Source organism: Sphingobium boeckii, assembly GCF_014199215.1.
Taxonomy (GTDB): domain Bacteria; phylum Pseudomonadota; class Alphaproteobacteria; order Sphingomonadales; family Sphingomonadaceae; genus Sphingobium_A; species Sphingobium_A boeckii.
The window spans coordinates 989909-1013037 of sequence record NZ_JACIJC010000001.1 but is presented as its reverse complement, the minus strand read 5'-3'; the positions used below and the strand labels follow the sequence as shown (position 1 = coordinate 1013037).

17 protein-coding genes are annotated in these 23129 nt (G+C 61.1%); 4 read left to right on the top strand and 13 right to left on the bottom strand.

Translation table 11 applies throughout. The features are described 5' to 3' along the window. Positions 1-52: 52 nt before the first annotated feature. The gene (locus FHS49_RS04820; RefSeq protein WP_184015748.1) at positions 53-958 is read right to left on the bottom strand and encodes a HEPN domain-containing protein; all 906 of its coding nucleotides are present in this window, start codon (positions 956-958) and stop codon (positions 53-55) included. 229 nt (positions 959-1187) lie between these two features. On the opposite strand from FHS49_RS04820, the gene dinB reads away from it, so the two are divergent. From dinB to dgt, 3 genes are all read left to right on the top strand, one after another. Continuing rightward, a complete protein-coding gene (gene dinB, locus FHS49_RS04815; protein ID WP_184015746.1) occupies positions 1188-2291 on the top strand; it encodes a DNA polymerase IV in 1104 nt (367 codons plus the stop codon). 4 nt (positions 2292-2295) lie between these two features. Next, positions 2296-3198 carry a 3'-5' exonuclease gene (locus FHS49_RS04810; protein ID WP_221240369.1) on the top strand — a complete coding sequence of 301 codons (903 nt, stop codon included), beginning with the start codon at positions 2296-2298 and terminating at the stop codon, positions 3196-3198. A gap of 472 nt (positions 3199-3670) precedes the next feature. Next, positions 3671-5038 carry a dGTP triphosphohydrolase gene (gene dgt / locus FHS49_RS04805; protein ID WP_184015738.1) on the top strand — a complete coding sequence of 456 codons (1368 nt, stop codon included), beginning with the start codon at positions 3671-3673 and terminating at the stop codon, positions 5036-5038. A gap of 33 nt (positions 5039-5071) precedes the next feature. Here dgt and FHS49_RS04800 read toward each other — a convergent pair whose 3' ends face one another. The 12 genes from FHS49_RS04800 to FHS49_RS04745 form a co-directional block, all read right to left on the bottom strand. Continuing rightward, positions 5072-5539 (bottom strand): ubiquitination-like system serine protease family protein, encoded by a 468-nt coding sequence (locus tag FHS49_RS04800; RefSeq protein ID WP_221240368.1) that lies wholly within the window; start codon positions 5537-5539, stop codon positions 5072-5074. After that, a complete protein-coding gene (locus FHS49_RS04795; RefSeq protein ID WP_184015734.1) occupies positions 5539-6723 on the bottom strand; it encodes a ThiF family adenylyltransferase in 1185 nt (394 codons plus the stop codon). Before FHS49_RS04795 ends, FHS49_RS04800 begins: the two co-directional genes overlap by 1 nt. Beyond that, a complete protein-coding gene (locus FHS49_RS04790; protein ID WP_184015732.1) occupies positions 6698-7450 on the bottom strand; it encodes a multiubiquitin domain-containing protein in 753 nt (250 codons plus the stop codon). Before FHS49_RS04790 ends, FHS49_RS04795 begins: the two co-directional genes overlap by 26 nt. A gap of 83 nt (positions 7451-7533) precedes the next feature. Continuing rightward, the gene (locus tag FHS49_RS04785) at positions 7534-10938 is read right to left on the bottom strand and encodes a UvrD-helicase domain-containing protein (protein WP_184015730.1); all 3405 of its coding nucleotides are present in this window, start codon (positions 10936-10938) and stop codon (positions 7534-7536) included. A 3-nt stretch (positions 10939-10941) separates the two neighbouring features. Further along, complete coding sequence (locus FHS49_RS04780; RefSeq protein WP_184015728.1) at positions 10942-11529, bottom strand: hypothetical protein; 588 nt, start codon at positions 11527-11529, stop codon at positions 10942-10944. Beyond that, a complete protein-coding gene (locus FHS49_RS04775) occupies positions 11526-12326 on the bottom strand; it encodes an RNA polymerase sigma factor (protein ID WP_184015726.1) in 801 nt (266 codons plus the stop codon). Before FHS49_RS04775 ends, FHS49_RS04780 begins: the two co-directional genes overlap by 4 nt. A gap of 95 nt (positions 12327-12421) precedes the next feature. Continuing rightward, positions 12422-12892, bottom strand: coding sequence for a hypothetical protein (locus FHS49_RS04770; protein ID WP_184015724.1), 471 nt, complete (start codon positions 12890-12892; stop codon positions 12422-12424). Further along, on the bottom strand, positions 12889-13089 hold the full coding sequence (locus FHS49_RS04765) for a hypothetical protein (protein WP_184015722.1): 201 nt from the start codon (positions 13087-13089) through the stop codon (positions 12889-12891). The genes FHS49_RS04770 and FHS49_RS04765 overlap by 4 nt, the downstream gene beginning before the upstream one ends. Beyond that, a complete protein-coding gene (locus FHS49_RS04760; protein WP_184015720.1) occupies positions 13086-16544 on the bottom strand; it encodes an ATP-binding protein in 3459 nt (1152 codons plus the stop codon). Before FHS49_RS04760 ends, FHS49_RS04765 begins: the two co-directional genes overlap by 4 nt. A gap of 2 nt (positions 16545-16546) precedes the next feature. Next, positions 16547-17812, bottom strand: a complete 1266-nt coding sequence (locus tag FHS49_RS04755) for a metallophosphoesterase family protein (protein WP_184015718.1) — start codon at positions 17810-17812, stop codon at positions 16547-16549. Between the two features lie 89 nt (positions 17813-17901). Next, positions 17902-20199, bottom strand: a complete 2298-nt coding sequence (locus FHS49_RS04750) for an AAA family ATPase (protein ID WP_184015716.1) — start codon at positions 20197-20199, stop codon at positions 17902-17904. Between the two features lie 836 nt (positions 20200-21035). After that, positions 21036-21824: a hypothetical protein gene (locus FHS49_RS04745; protein WP_184015714.1), complete on the bottom strand. Its 789-nt coding sequence runs from the start codon at positions 21822-21824 to the stop codon at positions 21036-21038. A gap of 399 nt (positions 21825-22223) precedes the next feature. Here FHS49_RS04745 and FHS49_RS04740 point away from each other — a divergent pair, with 399 nt between their 5' ends. Then, complete coding sequence (locus FHS49_RS04740) at positions 22224-23069, top strand: class I SAM-dependent methyltransferase (RefSeq protein ID WP_184015712.1); 846 nt, start codon at positions 22224-22226, stop codon at positions 23067-23069. The last annotated feature ends 60 nt before the right edge of the window (positions 23070-23129 follow it).

Below are 23129 nucleotides of genomic sequence, written 5' to 3'. Positions count from 1 at the left end.
CGCCATAATAGCGGGTCGGCGATCAGAATCGCCAGCCGCGCTGCACGCCGGATCAGATCTTGGCCAGTCTTTCCTCGCAGATCACCTTGGTCAGCGCGTGCAGCTCATCGATCCGCGCGCTCAGCCAATCCAGCTCTTCATCGGTGATCTTATAATGTTTGGAATAGCGCGCCTTGATATAGGCGGCGCGGAGCAGTTCGTAGCAACGCTGCCCGAATTTGCTGTCTTTCTGCCATATCCCGATCAGCCGGCTGTCGATCTGCTCGCACTGCCCGGAAAGGAAATTGAGATTGTGAGATTTGGGCATATAAAGTTTGATGACCAGAAGGAGGCAGTAATAGGCAGCCTCTGCAGACTGGTGCAGCATGAATGCTGCCCATTTCGGATTTCCGATGCTGCGAAACGCGTCGACACCCTTTCGAGCATCTACAGCAGCAGTAAAATAATCATCGAAGAAATCTTGGGCTTCTGACTTCGCCTCGGCCTCTTCTAGCACCAGCGATTCATCAAGCGGGAAACCCGGCAACTCAAAAAGTGCGATCCCATCCTTGATCATATCTATGAAAAAGTATCGACCTAGACGGAGCTTATAGTTCACATCATCAAGCGAGTGGACGATCAAGTTGAAGGGCTGAGGCCACTCCCCTTGAGCCATTTCCTTAAGCATCCGCTCCTCTGCCATGGCCCAATACTCAAAGGTGTCAGTCAGATCCTCGTGATCGACCACCACGAGCAGATCGTAATCCGAGAAATAACGGCCCACGGGATCCACCACCTGCGTGCCACGGGCATATGAGCCGAACAGCACGATCTTCAGGATTTTCCCGTCCCGCAGCCGCGGTGCTTTGCGGTCGGCGATGGCCGAAGCAAATTCTTCGTGCAGGATTTCGACAAGCCGCGCCAAATCACCCCGCGCGCGTTCGGGCAAATGTTCAATGCTGGATTTAAGTTCGGCCATGGAATGATTCTTGCCGGAACGGATTGGCAACGCAACCCATCATCAAAGCAATCCACCAAATTGGCGGTTATTTTTCGGCAGGTAGACGCCGCCCTGGCGACACACTTTTTGGCGCCGTGGCGCCAATAAGCAGCGTTGGTCGGTGGCGTGCCGATGTTCGCCCTGTGCTAAGCCCCAGTTACCAAAACTATTCGTTCTCTTTTTGTTCGAGATCGGTTATGGCGAGACCATGGCGGAATCCGAGCACCGCAAGATTATCCACGTCGACATGGACGCCTTTTTCGCGTCTGTGGAGCAGCGTGACGATCCCGGCCTTCGAGGTCGACCCGTTGCCGTGGGCTATGCAGCCGCGCGGGGTGTGGTCGCTGCTGCCAGCTACGAAGCCCGTGTGCATGGTGTACGCTCGGCACTCCCGTCTGTCACTGCGATGCGGCGCTGTCCCCAGCTCATATTCGTGCCGCCGCGGTTCGATGTCTACAAGACGGTGTCTCGGCAGATCCACGCGATTTTTGAAGAGTTCACGGATCTGATCCAACCGCTCTCGCTGGATGAGGCCTATCTCGATGTGACCAACAACCGTCAGGGCCTCCCGACGGCTTGGCTGACGGCCAAGGCGATCCGGAAACGGATATTCGAAGTCACCGGACTTACCGCCTCTGCCGGCATCTCCTATAACAAGTTTCTGGCGAAACTCGCCTCCGACCAGCGTAAGCCGAATGGACAGTTCGCCGTCACGCCGGGCATGGGTGCCGATTGGGTCGAGACGTTGCCCGTATCCCGGTTTCACGGTGTGGGTCCGGTGACGGCCGCGAAAATGGCAAGGCTCGGGATCGAGACGGGCGCCGACCTGCGCGCCAAGCCGATGGCCTTCCTGCAGGAGCATTTCGGCAGTTCGGCCGACTGGTATCACGACATCGCGCGAGGCATCGATGATCGGCCGGTCAATCCCAATCGGGAACGCAAATCCTCTGGCTCAGAGACAACGTTCGACCGCGATCTGATGGGAGATGACGAAATCGTCGCTGGCGTGCTCGGTCAGGCTGACGACGTCTGGGCCTGGTGCCAGAAAGCCGACGCTTATGGTCGGACAGTCACCGTAAAGGTGAAATATGCCGACTTTCATAACATTTCGCGGAGCCGCACGCATGGAACGCCTGTCACCACTCAGGCCGACCTGCGCGACGCGAGCATGGCCTTGATTCGATCGGTGCTTCCGACCGAAAAAGGCATTCGGCTGGTGGGAGTGACCGTCTCAAACTTCGATCGAGCTGTTGTCGAGGATGGCGCGCTTCCGCTGTTTGAAGGCGCGCAGATTGCGAGAGAGGCCGCCTGACATTATGTCCAATTCAGTGAGCAGCGCATCGTCCATTGTTGATAATATTTCTGTCCCGGAAAATCAGCCGGCGCCGCTCGATTTCGTAGTCATCGATGTGGAGACGGCCTGCTCTCGGGTAAGCAGTATCTGCCAGGTCGGTATCGTCGGTTTCCGAGACGGGGTCGAGACCTTCGCTTATGAAACGCTGGTTGATCCGCGGGACGAGTTTTCGTCATTCAACACGCGGATCCACGGAATTTGCGCCAATCACGTGGTCGGACAACCGTCCTTCTTGCAAGTCCACCCGATTGTAGATGCGCATCTCTCTGGGCGGATCACTGTCGCGCATTCCTATTTCGACAAGGGTGCCCTCGCGGCGGCCTGTCGTCTCACCGATTGCGCTCCGATCGAGACGACATGGCTCGACAGCGTTCGCGTCGCCAAGCGCGCATGGCCCGAATTACCAAGCCATCGGCTGAACGTTTTGACGCGCTTCCTGGGCGTGAAGCACAAGCACCACGACGCTTTGAGCGACGCTCGCGCAGCGGGGATGGTGGTGGTCAGGGCCATCGATCACACCGGAATAGATCTCGCCGGTTGGCTGACGCCGGTGAAAAAGCGCGGAGGAATTGCTCCTAAACCCGCATCTTCGGGTCCGCTGAAAGGAGAGCGGGTCGCCATCCTCGGCGCGCCGCGCGATGGCACCGTTGCCCATTGGATTGCTGGCGCAGGCGCTCGGATCGTTGCCTCGGTGGGTATCACCACGACGATGCTCGTGATTGCCAATACACAACCTTTTGGGCGTTTCGTTCACGCAAGCCATGAATATCGGCGTGCCAAGGAGCTCCTGAACGGCGGCGCTTCCGTCGAAATCGTAACGGAAGACGCGCTCAGGGCGCGCCTCACCCGCATCGAGTCTGCGTAATGTCCCATAATTTTGGTTAGAAGCCGCAGTGTCAGAAGATGCCGTACTCACTCAGACGATTTAGCCAGCGCTCGCCTGGTGACATCGACTTCTGGGCAATCCGTCAGTCCTTTTACGGCTACAAATGGGACATTCGCGACAGTCCGGTTTGGAGCGGAATTCGGAGGAAGTAGTCGTACGTTCATGAACCGGATGAAACGCGCCGAAGCTCCCTTGGCTGGAACTTTATGATCGGTCCGCTGGAGCGTCACTATGCGAATAGCGAATATCGGCGGCGCTGCGCCGTGTTTGTGCTTTGCGCCGCAATGCGGTCATTCAGGCTCGATGCGGCTGATCCAGAAAGCCGACATTAATTCAAATTGAGGGTTGGACCTCCGTAAGACATCATTGCTTATATGCGAGGCTTCCATCACTACGGGTCTGTGTCTTGAGGCACTTTGATCGAGCCATCTCAATGTGGGGAAACAACATAATGGAGTGGCACCAGCTTCTCAAGCTCGATCGGCTTAACGACCCGAAATATGTTCAACATCCATATCGCCCGGCTTACCGGCAGGATATCGATCGTATTCTATTCTCACAGCCCTTTCGTCGCCTAGCGAATAAGACGCAGGTCCATCCACTCTACGACAACGATCATATCCATCACCGGCTTATTCATAGCTTAGAGGTTGCGACAGTCGGTCATGATCTCGGCGTTTCTGTTGGTTCCTGGCTAGCCGACGAGAAAGAGGTGAAAGCGTCGGACGTTGAGATCATTGCAGGCCTCGTACAAGCTGCGTGCATGGCGCACGATATTGGCAATCCGCCTTTCGGTCATTCGGGCGAGAGTGCGATCGGATCTTGGTTTGCCGATCGCTTCTCCAAGTCACACGGCGTATTGGCTGAAATTGATACACACCAGCGCGAAGAGTTCATCGCATTCGAAGGTAATGCTCAGGGCTTTCGCATCCTGACCCGAACCGAAATGTATAAGAACGAGGGCGGACTGCGGCTTGCGGTTGGTTCGCTCGGCGCCTTCGCGAAATATCCCGTGGCAGCAAGCGTTCGGCAACAGGTAGGCACGGAGGGAGAGATCAACGGGAACCGTTATATCGGTCTGAAGAAATTCGGTTTTTTCGACAACGACATTGAGACGTTTGCGAGCGTAGCGGAAGAACTTGGTCTGCTGAAAACCGACGTCATTCGTGAAGACGGCACGCCCGTAGGGTCGTGGTGGCGCCGTCACCCGCTAGCATTCCTAATGGAGGCCGCGGACGACATTTGCTACAATGTCATGGACTTGGAGGATGCCTACCTCGCCGGTGATATCAGTTTCGATCTTGTATGCGAATTGCTCACGCCGGTTATGTCCAAAACCAACAAGATCTATGTCGATGACGAGGAATCCGGCACCGTATCGCGTCATCGTGCCCTCGCCATAAAGGGAGCGATTGATGCGTGTGCCGACGCTTTCAAGGACAATTATGCTGAGATCATGAGCGGCTCCTTCGCGGTGTCGCTTGTTGAGGCATCGCGGCTTTCGCAGGAATTTGGAGCCATCAAGAAGGTTGCCAAACAGCGGATATTCAGTGCGCCGCGCAAGACCGAACTTGAGGTGTCAGGCCGTAACGTTATCTACCGGGCATTAGACGGCATCGTTCCGTTGCTTGATGACCTCCGCAGCCACGGGTGGGATAGGAGCAAACTTAGCTCCTACCATGTGCAGTTGGCGCGTGCGCTCAAGTTCCCTGTCACGACGGCAACAAACGCCTACAACGCATTGCACGCCATGACGGACTTCGTTTCCGGGATGACTGATCGCTACGCCGTCAAAGTAGCTGAAATGATTGGCCGCTGAGGCGAGGGGCTGCCTCTTCCCAGCGACTTTGCGTCAGTTCCGCACGCTGCACCACCATGCCAGAAGACGCTGCCACCAGTGTCCGACTGGCGGTTCGGGCGCACGGGCGGCTCCGACGGTTACCTCAGGCAATGAGGAAGGCGCGGGGTTAAATTCATTCTGCCCGAAGTGACTCGCCTTGGCACGGCCGTCACGCCGTCGTTCTGCCGCGATCTCGGCGTCTGTCCACGGCGGTGCCTCGATCACGCGCCCTCGACGGATCACGTAGTGCGACCTGCAGGGCAGTGTCCAACTGCCGACCGAAGGATGCAGCGTGATCGTTTCGCCGTCGTATGTGATGTCCCAATCCGTTGGGGTGAGCGGCGTCACGACCTCCTCACCGCAGCCGCAGCAACAGCTGTGGGCGGCGCTGCCGAATTCGAGGGACACATAGAGCACCCCCGGCTCGAGGGTTTCGGGAAAGTGCTCGACGAAGCGATGCTCGAGGACCGTGTGCTGCATCACGACTGGTCCTCGTTGAGGAGCATGTTTCCGTCGAGCGTATAGGTCGAGTGATGTTCGTTCTCGAGATCACAGTAAAACCCGCACAGCTTCTTCCATTTGATCACCGCGAGCACCGCGTTTAGCGCATTGAGGTCTGCGACTTGGATGTTGGACGCGTACACGTCGCCATCCCCACCGCCGGCCAGGGGAATGCGCTCGTGCGAGCTGACTTGCTCCCGGGTTGCCGGCGTGCTGGTCGTCACCCGCAGGATTCCGCTCAGCCCATGATCGCCTAGTTCCAGGCCCATGCCGATGTCGATGAACCCGACACCGCGTGCATGGAGCCGTTCGACGAGTGGCGCTTTGGCCTCACCCGCGTCGAGGCTCAGGAACGCGAAGTCGATGCCGTCTAGCAGATCGAGGTTATCCGCCGCGATCGCCTGGGGTACCGCGGTGATGCCGCGGTGCATGCGCTCGTAGATCGCCTTGAAGTGGTTCACTTTAAGGGGGGCCTCGCGCAGTTCTTCGAGGCTCGGCGCGCCTGGCGCTCGGAATGCGTTATGCTGAAGGAACTCGTCGGCGTCGAACATCCGGATCTCGGCGACAGGAGTCTTCGCGAGCATGTCGAGAATGTAGCTGCCGGACCCGCCGAGGCCGATGATCGCGACACGGTGTCCCGCGAGCTTCGCCGTGAGCGCACCGATGCCGACGCGGTCCGACGCTGTCTCGACGTAGTTGAACACGCTGTCAGCGTCCTCCTCCTCATCGAGCGCGCGGTAGGGCCGGGGTGTCGAGGTGCTGTCGAGCACCGCGGCCGGGCCCGCGATGATCGACGCGTAGGTGCTCATCTTGTGGTGATAGTCGCGATAGCCGCCGTCGGGCTTGCTCGAAAAGGCATGCTCGGCTGTCAGCCCGTGTCCCAGATCGAAGTGCGTCGTCTGGTTTGCGATCGCCGCGATTCGGATTCCGTCCGCGAAGCACGGGTAGTCGCCATCGAAATGCAGGACGTGGGTGTCCGGCGGCCGGGTCTGGTCGCCGGCCAGCGCGAGACTCGAGATCAGGGTGCCTTTGCGGACCTTGCGGTTCGCATCGACGTAGGGAACCTCGCGCATGACGAGGAACCCTCCGACGACCTGGACGAAATAGCCTTCCTCGCGAAGCTTTGCGAGGTCGGCGTTACGACTGAACAGTGCGCGTGACATTGAAGACCGTCCCCTGCTTGATGGTGACTGAACCGTGGGCGCCCAGCTCACCGGCGTGCGGCGTCGAGGCCGCCTTGCGATAAGTCATCGAGAAGACGACGTTGGCATCGTGCAGACCGGGGAATGCCAGCTCGACGATCTGCTCGAAGGTCACCGTCGCGCCGCGGACCAGGCGCGGGCGGGTGTTGACGATGACCTCGATCTCAACCGGGGGACGCGGCGCGTTGTAGAAGCGCTCGATGCCCGGTGCGTTCAGATCGACCAGCATGGTCGGCTCGATCAAGACGTCGGTTCCGCCGCGCACTTCGAGGAAGACCGCCTCGTCCGGACCGGGCTTGGCGAGCTGCTTGAGGATCTGGCCGCTGATCGCGGGCTTGCCCCAACGCTCCTCGTGCGAGTTGACCTCGAACTTGAATTCGCGGTCCGTGAGGAAGGCGACGAAACGTTCCGCGGCCACCCCGCGCAGGTCGAACGGCTCGTTGAGACGGATGTCCTCGAAGTCGCCCGTGTCGAGGATCGCGAACAGACTATAGCCGCGGTCGGGCTCGAGCCCCGCCGCCTCAAGGACCTGGCGGCCCAGCGGGATCGGGTCGGCGACGCTGAGCGGACGGAAGTCGAGGTTCTCGAGGGCGAACTGGATGCGGTATGCATTTGCCGGCAGCAGGGCGCGACCCTCGCGGACCGCTTCGCCGACGTCGTCGTATTCGGGGAGTTCGGGGGAGTTCATTTTGCGTTTGTCCTTCGTGCTCTGCCGGGTCAGCCCGGCTATGGAAGGACAATCGGGACAGTGGCGACCGACCGGAAAGACGGTTAGAAATCTTTCTGCAGCGTTCCAGCAGGCACCGGACCGCAGATGAAAAAGGCGGGGCAGCCGGGGCAAACCCGTTGCGAGGGGGCGGTCGGGAAGCTGCCGGCGCGGATGCCCGTCAGCGCCGCACCCAAAGCATCGCGGCGCCGGCCGAGAACCAGCGCGGAGAGACTGAGCGGTGTGACTTTGTCGCTGGTCAGATGGACGACCTGCGCGACCGCACCGGGGGCGTTGTCCGCTAGGGCGAGCAGCGCGGTCGCCACGCCGAGGTTCTCGGTGTCCGACTTGCGAAACACGCCAGTGCGAACGCGACGGTAGATCCGGGCACCCTGCGCGTTGATGAGGACGTCATCGGCGCTGAACGCGATCTGATCGTTTCCGATCTGCAGCGAAAGCGCGGCTGGCATCTCGGCTTGATGCACGTCGCGCGATCGCCGGAACCTGGTCACGAGCGCGATCGCCGCCGCGCGCAGTTCCGCGAAGCTGCCCGGCGTGTCGAGGCCGTGATCGTCGCAGGCCTGTTCGACGGCTGCGCGAAGATGGGCGTCGTTCGAGACGTCGAGCCCGTCGCGGACAATGGCGCGCACGACCGACCGCGCCGCCTCGTGCATCCGCATGTAGTCGGTCTCGGTCCGACGGCCACCGATGCCGAGCACGTGGGTGTAGAAGAAGCGCCGCTTGCACTTGTCCTTATCCAGCATAGCGACCTGCGAGTCCCGCAGGCGGATTGGCCCGCCGATTGAAAGCAGAATCGGCTCGGCCTCGGGTGCGGGCGGGAGGGCGTGGATGAGAACCGGCGTGCGTCGGATTACGGCCGGCCCCAGCCGAGGAAGGAAGTCGGACAGAGGACGTTTCTTACCGTCCGTTTTCTCCGTCGCGGCATAGAGGAAGAGGCGGTCCCGCGCGCGCGAGGTGGCGACGTAGAACAAGCATTCACGCTCCTCCGCGTCGCCGGCGCACAACGTCGCCTTCACGTCGCCGGTCACGCCGGCGATGATGCCTTCCGGCGGCAGGCAGGCCGGCGCCTTCGGGTAGCTCGGAAGCGTGTCCTGGTTGAGGCCGGGGAGATGGACGCATCGGAACTCGAGGCCTTTGGCACCGTGGATGGTCATCAGGCGAACGGCGTCCAGCCCCTGCGTCGCCAACGGTAGCTGGCGGAGATCGCGATCGTCGCCGATCGCCACCAGCCGCCGGATGCGGTCGAGCAGACGCGGCACGGCACGGCCCTGCTCGCGCGGCTGGACCCGGAGAAAGTTCATCAGCTGCCATAGCGCGATGCCCTGGCTGCGCTCGGCGACTGAACCCGCCTCCGCGACACGCGCCGCGATGCGGGTACGGTCGAGAAGGATGACGGCCAGCGCCCGCCAGGGCGGCGCGTCGGCATCGAAGCCGTCGAGCACAAAGGCGAGCCTGTCGAGCGCGGCATGTCCTTCGGCTGAAATGGGCAGGCCGTGACGCTCGACGAGCCAGTCCAGCGGTTCGCGCTCCTCGTTGCGCAACGAGTCCAGCACGGCGCCGACGTCGCCGAGCGACATGGCGAAATCGGGCATGCAGCCGGTGCGGACGAGTCCCATCGCACGACGGTCGGTGAGCAGTGAAAGGAGCGAGAGCAGATCCTTCACCTCACCGCGCTCGAACAGGCTGCCCAGGAAGAGGACGGGGATGTCCATCCGCTCGAGGTTCCGCGCGATCTCGCCAAGGCGCTCGTTTCCTGTGCACAGCACGGCCTGGTCCCGATAGGCGACGCCCGCGGCGAGCATCTCGCTGATGCCGTCGGCGATCGCTATGGACTGTTCATCCTTTGCCGCGCGCAGCCTGAGTTCGATCGGGTTGCCGCTGGCGCCGCGATGGGCCTTCAGCTGGGAACTCGTCGAACTCGCCGTCATCTCGGCGGCGAAAGCGGAATAGGCGGTGACGATCTCGTCGGCTGAACGGTAGTTGATCTCCAGCCTGCCCGACGCTGCATCCGGAAAGTCCTCCGACGTGAACTTGGACGTGCTGATCGGGGAAGCGCCTCGGAACCGATAGATCGACTGCCGTGCGTCTCCGACCACCCAGAGGTTCTCGCCGGTCGGACGTAGCGCTTTGAGTAGACGCACGCTCGCCCGGTTGACGTCTTGGTACTCGTCGACGAGCACATGATCATACAGCTTTCCCAGCTGGGTGGCGATCTCGGGTCGCGCCTCGAGCAGTTCGACGGGGAGCGAGACCAGATCGCCGAAGTCGATCGCCCGCCGGTCGCGCTTGAGCTTCTCGTAGAGGGTATAGACGCGGGCGATCTCGGCGGCCTTCAGGGCGTCGGTGTTGCGCGGCTCCGCGCCTTGCGCCGCAATCCGCATCTCCTCCGCGTGGCGTGCGTATTCATCGGCGCCGACAACCTCATCCTTAGCCCGCGATATGGCGGCGAGGATGTCGCCGATGAGGCGGGTCGGATCGTAGAGGTCCTGATAGTGGTCGAGCGCGAGCTTGGGGAACTCCGCCTCGAGCAGTTCGACCGCCTCGACCCGGTCCATCATTCGAGGATCGTCGGGGAGAGAGAATTCGGAACTCAGGCGCCGGATGAGGTCGAGCCCGAAGGCATGAAAGGTGCCAATCCACATTGCCGCGGTCTGGTCCGGCTTCTTCGCCGCGATGCGCTCGGCCATCTCGCCGGCGGCCTTGTTCGAGTAGGTGAGGACGAGCAGCCTGCGCGGATCGACGCCCTCGTCGAGCAGCTGGACGACTCGCGCGGTGAGCGTCTGGGTCTTCCCGGTGCCAGGGCCAGCCTCGAGCAGGTAGGCGCGCCCGCGATGTCCGGCCCCCTTCACCTGGGCCTCGTTCAGCGGATGCTCCTGGCGCACCTTTTCACCTGGTTCGATTACCGGGAGCATCAGCGCGTCGAGCAGCTGCTGCGCGACGGCGTCGAAGGGGGCGTTCATGCGCGCGGCGATCTGGGAGGCGGTCAGACCGTCCTCGAGATGAAGGCGGCACATCAGTTCGCGCGGAAGGAGGAGCTCGCGCGCGAAGAGATCCATCTGCACCTCGCGCCGCTGGCGCCGGCCATAGTCGACGACCCGGTCAATGCCTGTCGGTGAGGGCTCGGATGGCCGTGCGATGTCGGCGCGGAGCACGGTGGGAGACGCAGTGGCGTCGCCCAGCACGTGGTGGCCGATCTCGTGGGCGACCAGGAAGGCCTGTTCGAAACGGGAGCCGATGTTCTCGTGGATGATCAGGTCGTCCGCGGGCACCAGCGTCGCGCGGCCATTGTCCAGGCTGGCGCCGCCGGGATTCGTCGCCTCGACGTCTAGGCCGCGAGCCTTTGCTACGGCGACGGCGAACGCGTATGGATCGGTCGGATCGAGCTCGCGCGCGATGGCGTCGGAGTGCAGTTCCGCAGCGCGTTGGCGACCTAGCTCGATTGCGTCCATGCGTCAGGCGACGCCGGCGAGCAGCCGCGCGCGATCCGTCTCGGATACGCCGGCATCTATGAGTACCTGCTCGAAGGTATCCTGTTCGCCCGAGCCGGGTTTGCCGTCCGACTTGTAACTTCTGCCCATCGCCATTGAAGGAGGCTGCTGCATGGCCGCGATCACGTGCGCCGCGGGAACATTCAGCGCGTCGGCGAAGTCTTGGAGGACGTGGCCAGGCACGCTCGATGCCTTCACTTTGTGTTCGCGAAAGCAGGTGATCACTTGGCGCGGCACGCCGAGTTTGCGCGCAAGAGCCTTGCTGGGTTCTCCGACCAGCGCGGCGAGCGGATCGCCGGCCGGGGGCACTTCCGGGCCAGCAGCCTTGTGCGCGATCCATGCCGTATCGATGCGCGACTGCTCGGTGGCGGACAGCGGGCTCTCGTCCTCCACGCCGGACGTCGCGATCAGCCTGGAGAGGTCGATGAGTTGGAGGGCGAACTGTGGATGCGCCTGGACGTAGCGTGCGAGCACGTCACCATCGTGGATCTCCTCCATCTGGAAGTGGTCAAGCACAGCCTCGAGCGTGAGGGGCGGAGTATTGGAGGTCATTGGTCGTCCCCAAGATTGAATAGGGCGCCGAGCGTCTTCATCGCCCGGTCCCGATAGTTGCGAACTGACCGATCCGAGCAGCCCAGCGCCTTCGCGATCGTCATGACGGCCGGATCGTTCGAATGGGTCTGCCACCCGAGAAGCAGCAGGTGCATGGTCCTGCTTTGTTCCGGTGACAGGGCGTCAATCGCCACATAGAGGCGCTCCCGGAAAAGCGGATCGGAAAAATTATCCGCGTCGAACGGGCTGGCCGAGGTGGCTTCGGCCGCGTCGTCGCCAGCGCCGCCGGATTCGTCGTCAATGGAATCGCTGCGGTTCTCCTCGCGCCACACCCGCTCCTGCGCGTCGAGGCGAAGGCGCTTGATGGCGAGGTCGAACCGCACCTCGAAGAAGTCGAGCTTGTCGTCCAGCTCCTTGCGATCTTTCGCGAGCAGTTCAACGAAGCGGTCGAACACCGAGTTGCGGATGCGCTCGTTGGCAAGCGACGCGCTGTTCCCGGAAGCCTCCACTCGCGGGACCGCCCTCAGGACCCGTTCGACGAGCACCTTGTACAACCGTTCGAACCAGGCATCGGAGTTGTCGCGACGGCTGGCCCGGATGAAATGCAGCAGGCACTCGCTGGGAACGTAGTCCGGATGCTTGCGATCGCGGATGCGCGCCCGTTCGAGCAGGACATCGCGCGGTAGATCGGAAAGGGACTTCAACAGCGGTTCGACGTTGTCGGGACGGAGGTAGAGCGTACCGTCCTTCTTTCGCTTAGTTAGCGGAACAATCAACTTATCCTCCCCGATCCGCATTCGTGCATAGCTTCTATATTCGGATAATCGCCACGGAAAAAAGAACCGGAACGGCTCCGCAAAAAAACCTGCTCCAGATCGGAACGATCTCCGATCTAGTCAGCAAAGTCCCTGAGAAACCCCCGCCAGTCCGATAACATTTTTGCGTATCGCTCAACAAAAATCGCGCCCTCGTTTCCAAGCAGATGGCTCTTGTCGATTGAAAATGTTACTCCCCTAAGAACATCCAAAATTCTCATATCCTCAATCTGATATTTCGGAAGTGCTTGTCCCATAAGCCACAATCCCAGGCGAGCAACGTCATCTTGCATGACGGGCTTTTCGCTAAAATATGGATAAACCAGTCTTTTTCTATTACCACCAATATTTAGAGCCAACAGATTTTCGACCTTTACGGTTCCTCCTATTTCAGCAAACGAATAAGGTGCCTTAACTCCTTGGGGGATGACTTCAATTGGCTCATTGATCCAACGCCGCTTTTCGTTCCACCACGACAAATAGCCATGCGCTAATTGGGGATAGAGACGAGTACGGGCTTTATTGTCGTGAACTCGGCCGTCGGTCATGGCTTGAAGGTCTTCTCGTCGAGGGCGCACAGCGCGTCGTCCAACACCTCGGCCGATCGCAGCGGATCGAAGGTCAGGCCGCGGGATAGGTGCATGAGCGCGGTCGCATCCACGAAACGCAGCCGCTCCGTCAATGCACTGGCGGCCAGCCAGTTCGGCTTGAACGCCGGAAGCAGTTCGGGCGGCACCGGTCTCAAGCCAGCGAGCACTCCGAGTGGACGTCGACCCCGACCACCGAACGTGCGATCGACGCGAGGTGGGGATGGTGGGTGAAGAACAGGACCTGGGTGGACCTGGCAAGTTCCGCGAGAACGCGAAACCCGGCCTGCGATCGCTCGTCGTCGAAGTTGACGAAGAGGTCATCGGCGAGGAACGGTAGGCGGATGCCGGAAGCAACGGACTGCTCGACGGCGGCGAGGCGCAACGCCAGGAAAAGCTGATCCGTCGTGCCCTCGCTCATGGCGCCGACTTCGACCACCGTCCTGCCGTCGTCCCGCATCCCAAGCAGCCGCGGCGTGCTAGCGTCGTTGTCGATCCGCAGCGCTGCGTAGCGTCCGATCGTGAGGGTGGAGAACAGTTCAGAGGCACGCAGCAGCATCGGATCCTGATGGCGTTCGCGGTATTGCTCGATGGCCCAGCGCAGCGTCACCGCCTCGGCTCGCTTCAGGATGTACTGCTCGGAGAGAACGGCCAGTTCCGCGCGGGCATGATCCGCGTCAGTCGCCGCGTCCACTGCGCTGTTCCCTTCCTTCTCGAGGCTCGCGAAGGCCCTTCGCGCGTCCCCGTGGGCCGCCGCAGCCGCGTCTACTCCCGCGTTGAGGTCGGCGAGCTCGGACGAGAGGGCTTGCGTCCTAGCCGCCAGACCGTCTGGGTCGACGCCCTCGAGTGAATCGAGCAGTTCCTCCAGACCCTTGCCGTCGCCGGCCGACTTGATCGCAGTTTCGGTCTCGGCGACCGAAGCGCGAAGGGCCCGTGCCGCCCGCGAGCGCTCGATCGCGCCGGTCAGCGCGTCGATGTCCGCGGCTCCCGTCTCCTTCATCAGAGCCGCCAGCGAATCCAGCGCCGCGGTCAACTTGGCGCCCTCCGCGGCTATCTCGTCGTCGCGGCTGCTGACCGTCGCCTGCAGGGTGTCGAGGACGGTGGCGGTGGACCGCGCGGCTGTGAGCCTGGTGCGCATCAAGGCCAGTCGATCACCGGTTTCCTTCGCTGCTGGGATGCCAAGCGCATCGGCCACCGCGACGACCCTGCTGTTGTGCTCGCCAGAGTCCCTGACCATGCCGTCCAGCCGTCCCTTCAGGTCCGACTGGGCCGCAATCTCGACGCGCAGCTCGTCGAGCACGTCTAGAGTGGCGATCGCGCTCTCGATCTCGAGGCTCAGCCCGGTCTGCTCAAGCTGCTGGCGCCACTGGTCGCTACGGGTGAATGCGGCATCTTCAAGCCGCTTCCTCCGCCTCCCCAGCGCTTCGGCATCCTGCTCGATCCGTGCCGCTGCGGCTTCGTCGAGCCGCCGCTGCTGCTGGAGCATCTCGAGGTCGGTCCTCAAGCGCTCGGCGGAGGTCAGGACGGGAGCGATCTCGACGCCCTCACGTGCAGCATCGCCTTCAGGCAAGCATGAGGCGAGTCCCTCAAGAACCGTCACCCTTCGGGCAATGGCTGCATCGGCCTCCTCGGCGGCAGCGACGGAAGCAGCGTGCGCCATTTCCGCGGCGGCTCTCTCGGCGCTCCAGCCAACGAAGCGGGTCGGCTCCATATCGAGATGGCCCGCGGCGATGAGCTTCTCACCCCACGCGGTGCGCGCTGCCTCCCGGCGCCGGGTGAAGGTCGCGGTGCGGATGTCCGCCTGATCAGCATCCAACAGCAGCTTCGCGGCGCGGTTGCCCATGTCGGTCAGTCGGCTGGACTCGTCGGCTGCCGCGAACCTGAGATCGCTGCGCTCGTCGGCTTGAGCGAGGGCGATTTCGAATGCGGAGACAACTTCCGTAGGGGCATCGAGTCGAGTTTCGGAGAGCACATGATCGCGTATCGGACGCCAGCGTCCGTCGCGTTCAGTCCGCGCGCTCTCGATTTCGTCGGCCGATACTGCCTTGCCTGACGCTAGTTGGTCCATTTGGAGGGAGAGGGCTGCGGCCTCTTCCCTGGAGCGAGCCGCGGTCGCCAGCTCGCGGTCGACCTCGGTGGTCAGATCGGAGAGCGTCGTGCGCACTTCATCGACCTCGACCTGGCCGATCCTCGGGAGTTCGAGGAGCGACGAGGCGTCGCCGTTCCATGGTGCAAGCCGGACGAGCGCCTGGGAGAGCGAGGCGGCGGTCGAGTCGGCGATCCTCCGCAGTGTCAGGCATCGGGCGTCGCTGTCGGCGCCGAGCGCGCGTGCTGCATCGACGGCGGCGACCACCCTCTTCAACTCGTCCGGCGAGCCGTCGTCGACCGTCAGCGAGGTGTTTGGTGCAATCCGCCGTCGTTCCTCAAGCTCCTGCTCGCTCTCGGCTATCTGACTGAGCGCCGACTTGTCCTCGACGTGCGCGAGCGCAAGTTCGCGCAGCTTTGCACTCGCGATCCGGGACGGTGGGTCCGCTGCCAGTGCGCCGGCCTCTTCCCGGAGGATCTCGATACGGCCGGCGCGCGTGGCCTGCTCAGTCGTCAGCCGGACCATGTCGCTGCCTGCCTTCACGACTGCGCCCGAAGTCGTCACCAGTTCGTCGATGAGATCTGCCTGGGCGAGAATCTCCGCGTCGGCCACGAGCGCCTTCATGCGCTCGGTCGCCTCATCGGCAAGCTTCGCGGCAGCGGCCTTCGCCCTCGTTGCGAGAGCGACGTCGGCCATCGCGGCCTCGGCCATGTCCTCGCGCTGCGCTGGGATGTCGACGGTCGCGCTGTACTCCGCGAGCGCCGCCAGATGATCCGCCCGAAGACGTGCCGAAGGAGCGATCCGCCGTATCCGCTCCGCTCGGCTGATCTCGGCAAGCAGCTCGTCCCGCCGTCCCCGCGCGTCGTCCAGCGCACCCTGCGCCGTCGCCACCGCCGCCTTCGCATCGAGCCAGGTCTTCGGCCTCAGCGACCGCTCACGGATGGCCCGCGCGTTAGTCTCGAGCTCTCGTTGCGCGACAGTGAACGACCTCTTGTTCGACGCGCGTGGCCCCCAGATGGCGTCGGCCTCTTCCTCGAGGCGCGCCAGCTCGTCGGAAACACCGGTCAGGCCCGATCCGGCGGCGAACAGCGCCCTCCCGAGATCGTTGCGCGCCTCGACCATCGCCTTCCCGCCGGCGCGCAAGCCCTCCTGATCTAGGCTGAACGACAGGCCGAATGTCTCCCGCGTCTGGCCTCGGAGCATGGCGAGCAGTGGCCCCTCGTCGATGGGTTTGTCGTCAGGGCCGAGGAGCGTTCCGCTGGCGGCCTTCTTGCGGCGGCAGGCCATCGTCCGGCCCTCGTCTTCAAGTACGGCTCCGACCCTTAGTAGTGAATAGTCATAGATGAAGTTGTAGGGCGAACGGCCGGGGAAGCCGAACAACAGGTCCGATACGGCCGCCATCGACGTGGTCTTGCCGGCCTCGTTCGCGCCGTAGATCACGTGGAGGTCGGGTTCGCCGGCGCGGAAGGAGAGCGTGCAGTTGTCGAAGTGGCCGTAGCGCTCGAGTGCGAGGTCGACGAAGCGCATCTCTACGCCTCCCCGGTCAGACGGGATCGGAGCGCGAGCGTCGCCGTCTCCAATACCTCCGTCCAGTTGCTGTCGCTCGCGGACCGCCGCAAACCCTCGTCATCCGCGTCCTCCGGCGATTGGCCGAGCGCGGTTTGGGCAGCGAGGAGGAACGGAGCGAGGTCCTCAGCCAGCAGGGCGGCTAGGGTCGGGTCGGTCGACGCCTGTCCGATGAGGGACGCGAAGTCGTCCCCGATCACCATCTCCTGCGTCTGCGCCAACGGCGCGACCAGCACCTTTACCCTCTCGATGAACAGATCTGGCGATATTGACGCGGAGACCGCGCGGGCATCATCGCGGAGGGACGTCACACCATCGTGGAGCAGACCAGCGTCCGCGGTCTGTCCCGTCAGCGAGACTCGCGCGATCAGCGGCAGGCCAGCCGCGTTGCTCTGCCAGGCCGATAGGAGCGATGCGCGCATGAGGGATGGGACGGCGTCTGCCGTCGCGTCGGTACAGTCCACCTCGACGCGCGCCCAACGCAGCACGTCGAGCTCGACGCGCTCGATGGTGACGACCTGCGCATCCCCGACCGTCACGATCACGGCACCCTTCGGACCGGTCTCGCGGATCGTGCGTCCCTGCGTGTTGCCGGGGAACACGACGTGCGGGTCCTCGCAGACGATCTCGTGCTCGTGGACATGGCCGAGCGCCCAGTAGTCGTAGTGCTTAGACTTGAGATCTTCGAGGCTGCACGGGGCGTACGCGGCGTGCCCCTGCCGGCCTGCCAGGGCGGTGTGGAGCATCCCGATGTTGAAGTGGTAGTCGGTCGCGTCGGGGTAAGCGAGCACGAGGTTGTCTGTCACAGCAGGCGTCGCGAAGCTCTGTCCGTGCACCGCGACCGCGAGGTCAGGAAGCGTGTGGGTCTCGGGCCGCTTCGTCCCGAAAAGCCTCACATTCGGCGGCCAAGGTATGCTGCGGGTTAGCACCGACTCCGCGTCGTGGTTGCCCGAGAGGAGGAAGACCGGGATGTCAGCTTGGTTGAGTCGCCCCATGGCGCGGGCGAAGTAGAGCCCAGTACCCATATCCTTCCAATCGCCGTCGAAAATGTCTCCGGCGATCAATACGAAGTCGACGGCCTCGTCGACGGCCCGCTGGATGAGATTGTCGAAGGCAGCCCGGGTCGCGCTGCGGATTTCGTCCTCCGGCATCCCCTCGTATCGCGACAGGCCACGGAGCGGGCTGTCGAGATGGATATCGGCGGCGTGTAGAAAACGAAAGTCGTTCATCAATACTTATCCCCGGGGTACCGACAATGAGGCCCCATCCAGTGTACTTTTACAAGCATCATGCAACAGCAATTGCCGCCGTTAAGCAGTTAACGACAAAGGTTCTTCAGGCGCTCAAGATGCTTGGAATCGACTTTTTCGATCATGTCGAACAGCGTGGCCGCCGCTCCCTTCGTTTCCTCCAAGGTCATGGTCGAGAAAGACAGTAAGTCGTCGATGTTGTCAGAGTGGGATTCGACCTGGGCAAGGCGATCGAGTGCGGCTAGCCTCTCGCGGTCGAGGACCGAATAGTCGGTGCACAGCTTGTCGAGCTGACTGGGCAGTCCACCGCCACCCGGGCACTTGAACGCCAAGAACACGTCTAGCACCCGTCGGATCACGTTGGGAATCATGTAGCCGTGATCGTCGTAGGCATCCGGCTGCTCCACAAACCGGAGTATATGGCTGAACAGGAAATGATACTCTGAGTCATACTCCCTGAGCAGCTTCGACATCTCGATGATGATCGACGAGCGCCGATGCTGTCCTTCTGGAATAGTAACGTCAATGAATAGGAAGGTGCCGGTCGGCTCCTTGCCTTCAGGGGGACGCACCCTGCCTTTCCAAGCCTTCCTGAACTCATTCATGCACTGAAGGTTGTGGGTGAGGATAAACACTTGAGCGGCCTTCTCCAGCCGGGTTTTCACTAGAGAGCACGCGAAATTAAGAGCCTTTGTGTCCAGGCTCGACACCGGATCGTCGACGACCACGATTACGTCCTTTAGTTTCCGATTGTCTGCCTCGATGGATGACAAGAAGTAGGAGATCGCGATAGCGGTCTTCTCACCTTCGCTCGGGGCGCCGGTGATCGGCGCGCCGTGCCGCTGGAGCTCGTAGCCCTCGTCTACGGGATTGATCGTCAGCTCGCCGTGTCCGAGGTAAGCCGCGATCAGCTTGTTGATCACGCCGGCGGCAGGTCCATGGGTCCTTATCCGCAGGCGCAACTCGCGCGCCTTCTCTCGCAACGCCGCCGCGTTGTCGGTCTCGATTTTCAGCTTGTCTGTCGCTTCGTCGAGGTCCTTAGCGGCCTTCGCGTAGTCATCGCGGCAGTCGACGATGAAGTGCCGCCGTATCGAGTTCTCGGCGGCATCCTTGCGCTTCGCGAAATCGGTGACTGCCTGGTTGTGGGCTACGATGGCTTCGTTGACGGTCGCAACGCCCGCAGCAAGCCTCTCCGCGGTTGCGAGGACCTCCGTCTCTGAGGCGACGTCCTTCATATCGGCGGGTGTCGCCGGACGCTCCAACTTGGCGGAGAGGACGGTCTGCAGCGTGCTGAGCTGCTTCGCGAGCAGGCGCACGTCCTTCGACACATTCTCCCGGACTTCCTTGAAAGCGGCCCGCAACTCCGTTGCCAGGTCGTCCGGGGCAGGTAGCTGGGCGCCAAGCCGGGTCGATGTGTCGATCAGGTCGCTCAGCCGCTCAGCCGTTTTCTTCAGACGCGCGACGAACTGATCGACCTTGTCGTCGAGGGCGGCGGCGAGGAGCGCGCGGCGCTCGGCCGATATCGCATTGCCGCATAGGAGGCAGTCGGCAATCCCGTGGGCTTCATGGTATTCGTGCCCGTGCTTCAGCCAAAGCAGCATGTCGGGATACTGCTTCACCTCCTCGAGCGCGACCGTCGCCAACGACTGGCCACAGACGTCGGCGATGAAGCGGTAGGCCGTCTCGATAGTCGTTTTGTCGAACGACATGGATTCGAGGCGCGGCATTGGCTCGTCGAGCCGGCGTGTGTCCTCAGCCGCCTTCAATTCGTCGTCCGTGAGCGCGGGCCGATCGTCGGCTTTCCAGGTCTCGTAGTCCTTAGCAAGAGCCGGCGCCTCGTACTTGCGGCTGCCGAGGTGGAGGCGGGATGCGACCGACTTCGCGCGCTCCTTCTTATAGTTGGCGAACGTCTTCTCCGCTGCCTTCTCTGTCGCGGATGCGGTATCCCTCTTTGCATCCGCCTGGATGATGTCGCCTTCGACCTTCGTCAGCTCGTTAGCGGCTTCAGCCTGGTCCGCGCCGATGTAGAACACAGGGTTCGCGCGCCCTGCGGCCCATTGCAGGTTCTGCTCGATGTAGTCCGAGTTGAAGACCAGCAGCCGCTGCTCGAGGCCGATGGGATTGATAGGGCATCCGAACGCTGTGCCATCGTCAAGCTCTACCTCGAATGTGCCGCCCGCGGGGAGCTTGGGGTGCGGTCCGCCGGCCTCGAGACTCGCGAAGAGGCGAGACAGCGTGCTCTTGCCCGACCCATTGAAACCGTAGACGAGATTGTAGCGGCGGAACTGGAGGGAGGGCGAGCGAACGCCGCGGTCTGCGTATATCCCCATTCCCTGCAGCGACTTGATGTTCTTTATGATCCCCATAGTCGGAGTTCATGCGTTGGCATAGTCATTGTCAACTTCTCAATTCGCAAGTCCGAACGTTCGGGCGGTGCGCGCCTTGCCTCGTAGCTCCTGTCATCAATCAAGATGAACAGCCTCTCGTTGCGATAGACAGCCAGCCGCTCGACGAACGACAGCAATTGGTAAAACCAGCCGTTTATGGCCTCACCGTTGAATAGCCTGTAATGGTCGACACCCGCCGGAATAGCAGACGGTCGGCTCCTGGGGATCGAAAATCGGCGGCTGAATGGCAACAAAGGGTCGTTTATCCCGTTTTTTCATGTTCTCGGTAAATCTATACGAAAGATTGAGTTAGAATTCCGGCCAGCGCCAGCATGCCGGTTCCAAGCGGAATTGTTGCCCGGCTATTAAGAGCCGCAACTACCAGTGCACTTTTGTAGCGCTTTGCCCGAATAAAAGCCGCGACCATTTCCAATTGGTCTGATGGTGGTTCTCGATTAAACATTGGACCTCCGCGTGAAAGATATCACTTTCAAAGACGAGAGGCCCTCAATCCCTGCGGGATATAGGGCATCTTTCTAAACAGGCGTCAAGCGGCGCGCGCCGTCTTCTTACTAGCGTCAGGTATTTGTCGGAATGAAGTTAAACATGAAAAGGGCGCCCCCCCGGTCGCTGGGCCACTGCCTGTTCAGTTCTGTCGGAATGATTTTTTTTTGGAAATCAATCCGTTTGAGATTGAATTTGGCCAATTGCTTGTGGTTCCGCCGATGTCGAAATGTGCGTGCACGTAGCGCCAATGCCTACTGGAGCTCCTCTGATATGGCCGCCGAGACTTTACACCGAAACCATTGTTTATCCTACGTCCCCGCTAGGCTCGATTTCTTCGTAAATGCTGTTAGGACGTCGACGCCGACGACAGAACCGTACACGGTTGAAACAATTGTGCTGTCGATAGGCACACCGGACAGCCAAGCGAGGAGGTGCATGATGCCGAACGTCATCGCTGGCGCCACCATCGTTAGCTTTGCTCCCTGCTTTACGTAATGAGTCAATTTCTCACGGTTCGCTTCGATCGCCTCGACCGCAGCGCGGGTCATATTGCCGCGATCAATTGCATCTATCAAATCACCTAATTGTCGGTGAAGGTCGCGCAAACATTGAACGGCGTCGGCTGTGATGGGATCGTTAAACCGCTTACTTTCGATCAGATCGGCAAGGACATCAATCTCTCTGAGCGTGACAGGAGCTAGGCCACGGACGATGGCGACCTGTTCACGTATAGTACGGACTCCCGTCCAGGAACTAGCAGCATATGTGTTGTCGGCATCTGTGACCTGCTTTTCCAAGCCTCGAATGATTTTCTCATATGATTGTCGCCACTCATCATCAAGCAAGTCCACGCGGCTATCGCGAGCGGGGCTGTCACGATAATCCAAAAAAGCCCGCAGCATTCTCGCCTGCTGGCCAGCCGCGAGTGATGGGAGGATGCGCCTCAACCGTTTTGCCTTTGACCCACCATCTTCGGAAAAGCGTGGAGCCGTTGCGTCAATCCCCACCTCATGAGCGATGAATTCGTCAAAGGTGCGGTCGCTAAAATCCAATACATAGCCGCCTTTCATGTTCAGAACGTGCTCAACGATCTGCATGTCTGCCGGGCTTATTTGTGGTCTCGAGTCTGCATTGGCGGGCATGATATCGGACAGCTACATGGAATGCGGGTTCTGCGACAGCATGTTGTGAGCAGCGTCTGTCGGAACGGTCGAACGCCTGGCTCCTCAAATTTCGAATGGTGCATTTCCACCGACCGGTCGTTCCCAACCAATACGCTAAATCTCCATTTTTGGTCGACATCCGCTGAATTAGCAGACGGTTGGCTCCTAGGGTCCAAAAATCCACTGCTGAGCGTCCAATAGCGGTCGACTGCGGCGGCCCTGCTAATTCAACTTGGGGAGGCGTCGCTTATAATTTGGTCTCCGCGAATTGACGCCAAGACATTGTTAACCATTTTTAGAGTAGCGCGTCATGGTAATTAGCAGGATATGAGCATGACTTTCGGCACCTTCATCGATCCCGACGATCGATTGAAAGAATTGGCTGACCCTAACCAGAAAATGGGCATCCCTATCCTCGGCGGGTATCGCGCTGAACGCGACTGGGACGCCTATATGGGCCGCAGTCGAATTTTCGACCGAATTGCCCATCGCTTGAACCAGTTGGACATTCCTTATGAGGATCAATGTTCGGCCAAATACTATTTCGACATCGTAAATGCGTTGCGGGACTTCAATGGTGAGTTCAATCGAGTCGTCGAAGTTGGTGTATTTATGGGTGGTGCATCGGCCATATTGGGGGGCTGTGTTCAGGCTTTCGATTTCGACCTTGATCTCGTAGATATCGATGACCGCTGCCTGCATTTTGCGTATGAGCGGATCCGTCGGACTCATCCAGAAGCGATCGGGCGCGTACGCATGTTCCATGGTGATCTGCCGGCGTACGTCTCCAACATTCTCTCGCACGAGCCTGCGCAGTGCATCATCCATCACGATGGCGACCATCAGTTTTCGCAGGTCGTGAAGGACATGGCCTCGCTGTCTTATGTCGCAGAAAAAGTGCACGCGATCATCGTTCAGGACACTCACCTGCGCGGCCACGCAAAATATATGAACTTTGTCGATATGGCCCTCTACGCCGTTTTCGGCCTCGACCTCAATTATGCCCCCATCGGCGAAGCTTATGGTGAGCATGACTTCCGCACGAGTCCGGATCAATATCACGGCAATTATTTCGTCGCAGGCTCACCTGAGGGTTTCGTTCTCCCAATGGCGATGAATGAATTTCGCTACCCTCACCCTTCTATGAGCCTTGAGACGCTGCAACAGCAGGCCGTCTAACATGCAGCCAAGTTGAGAAAGCGGACGGATTGCACCTGGCGATCGAATATTGGACGCTGA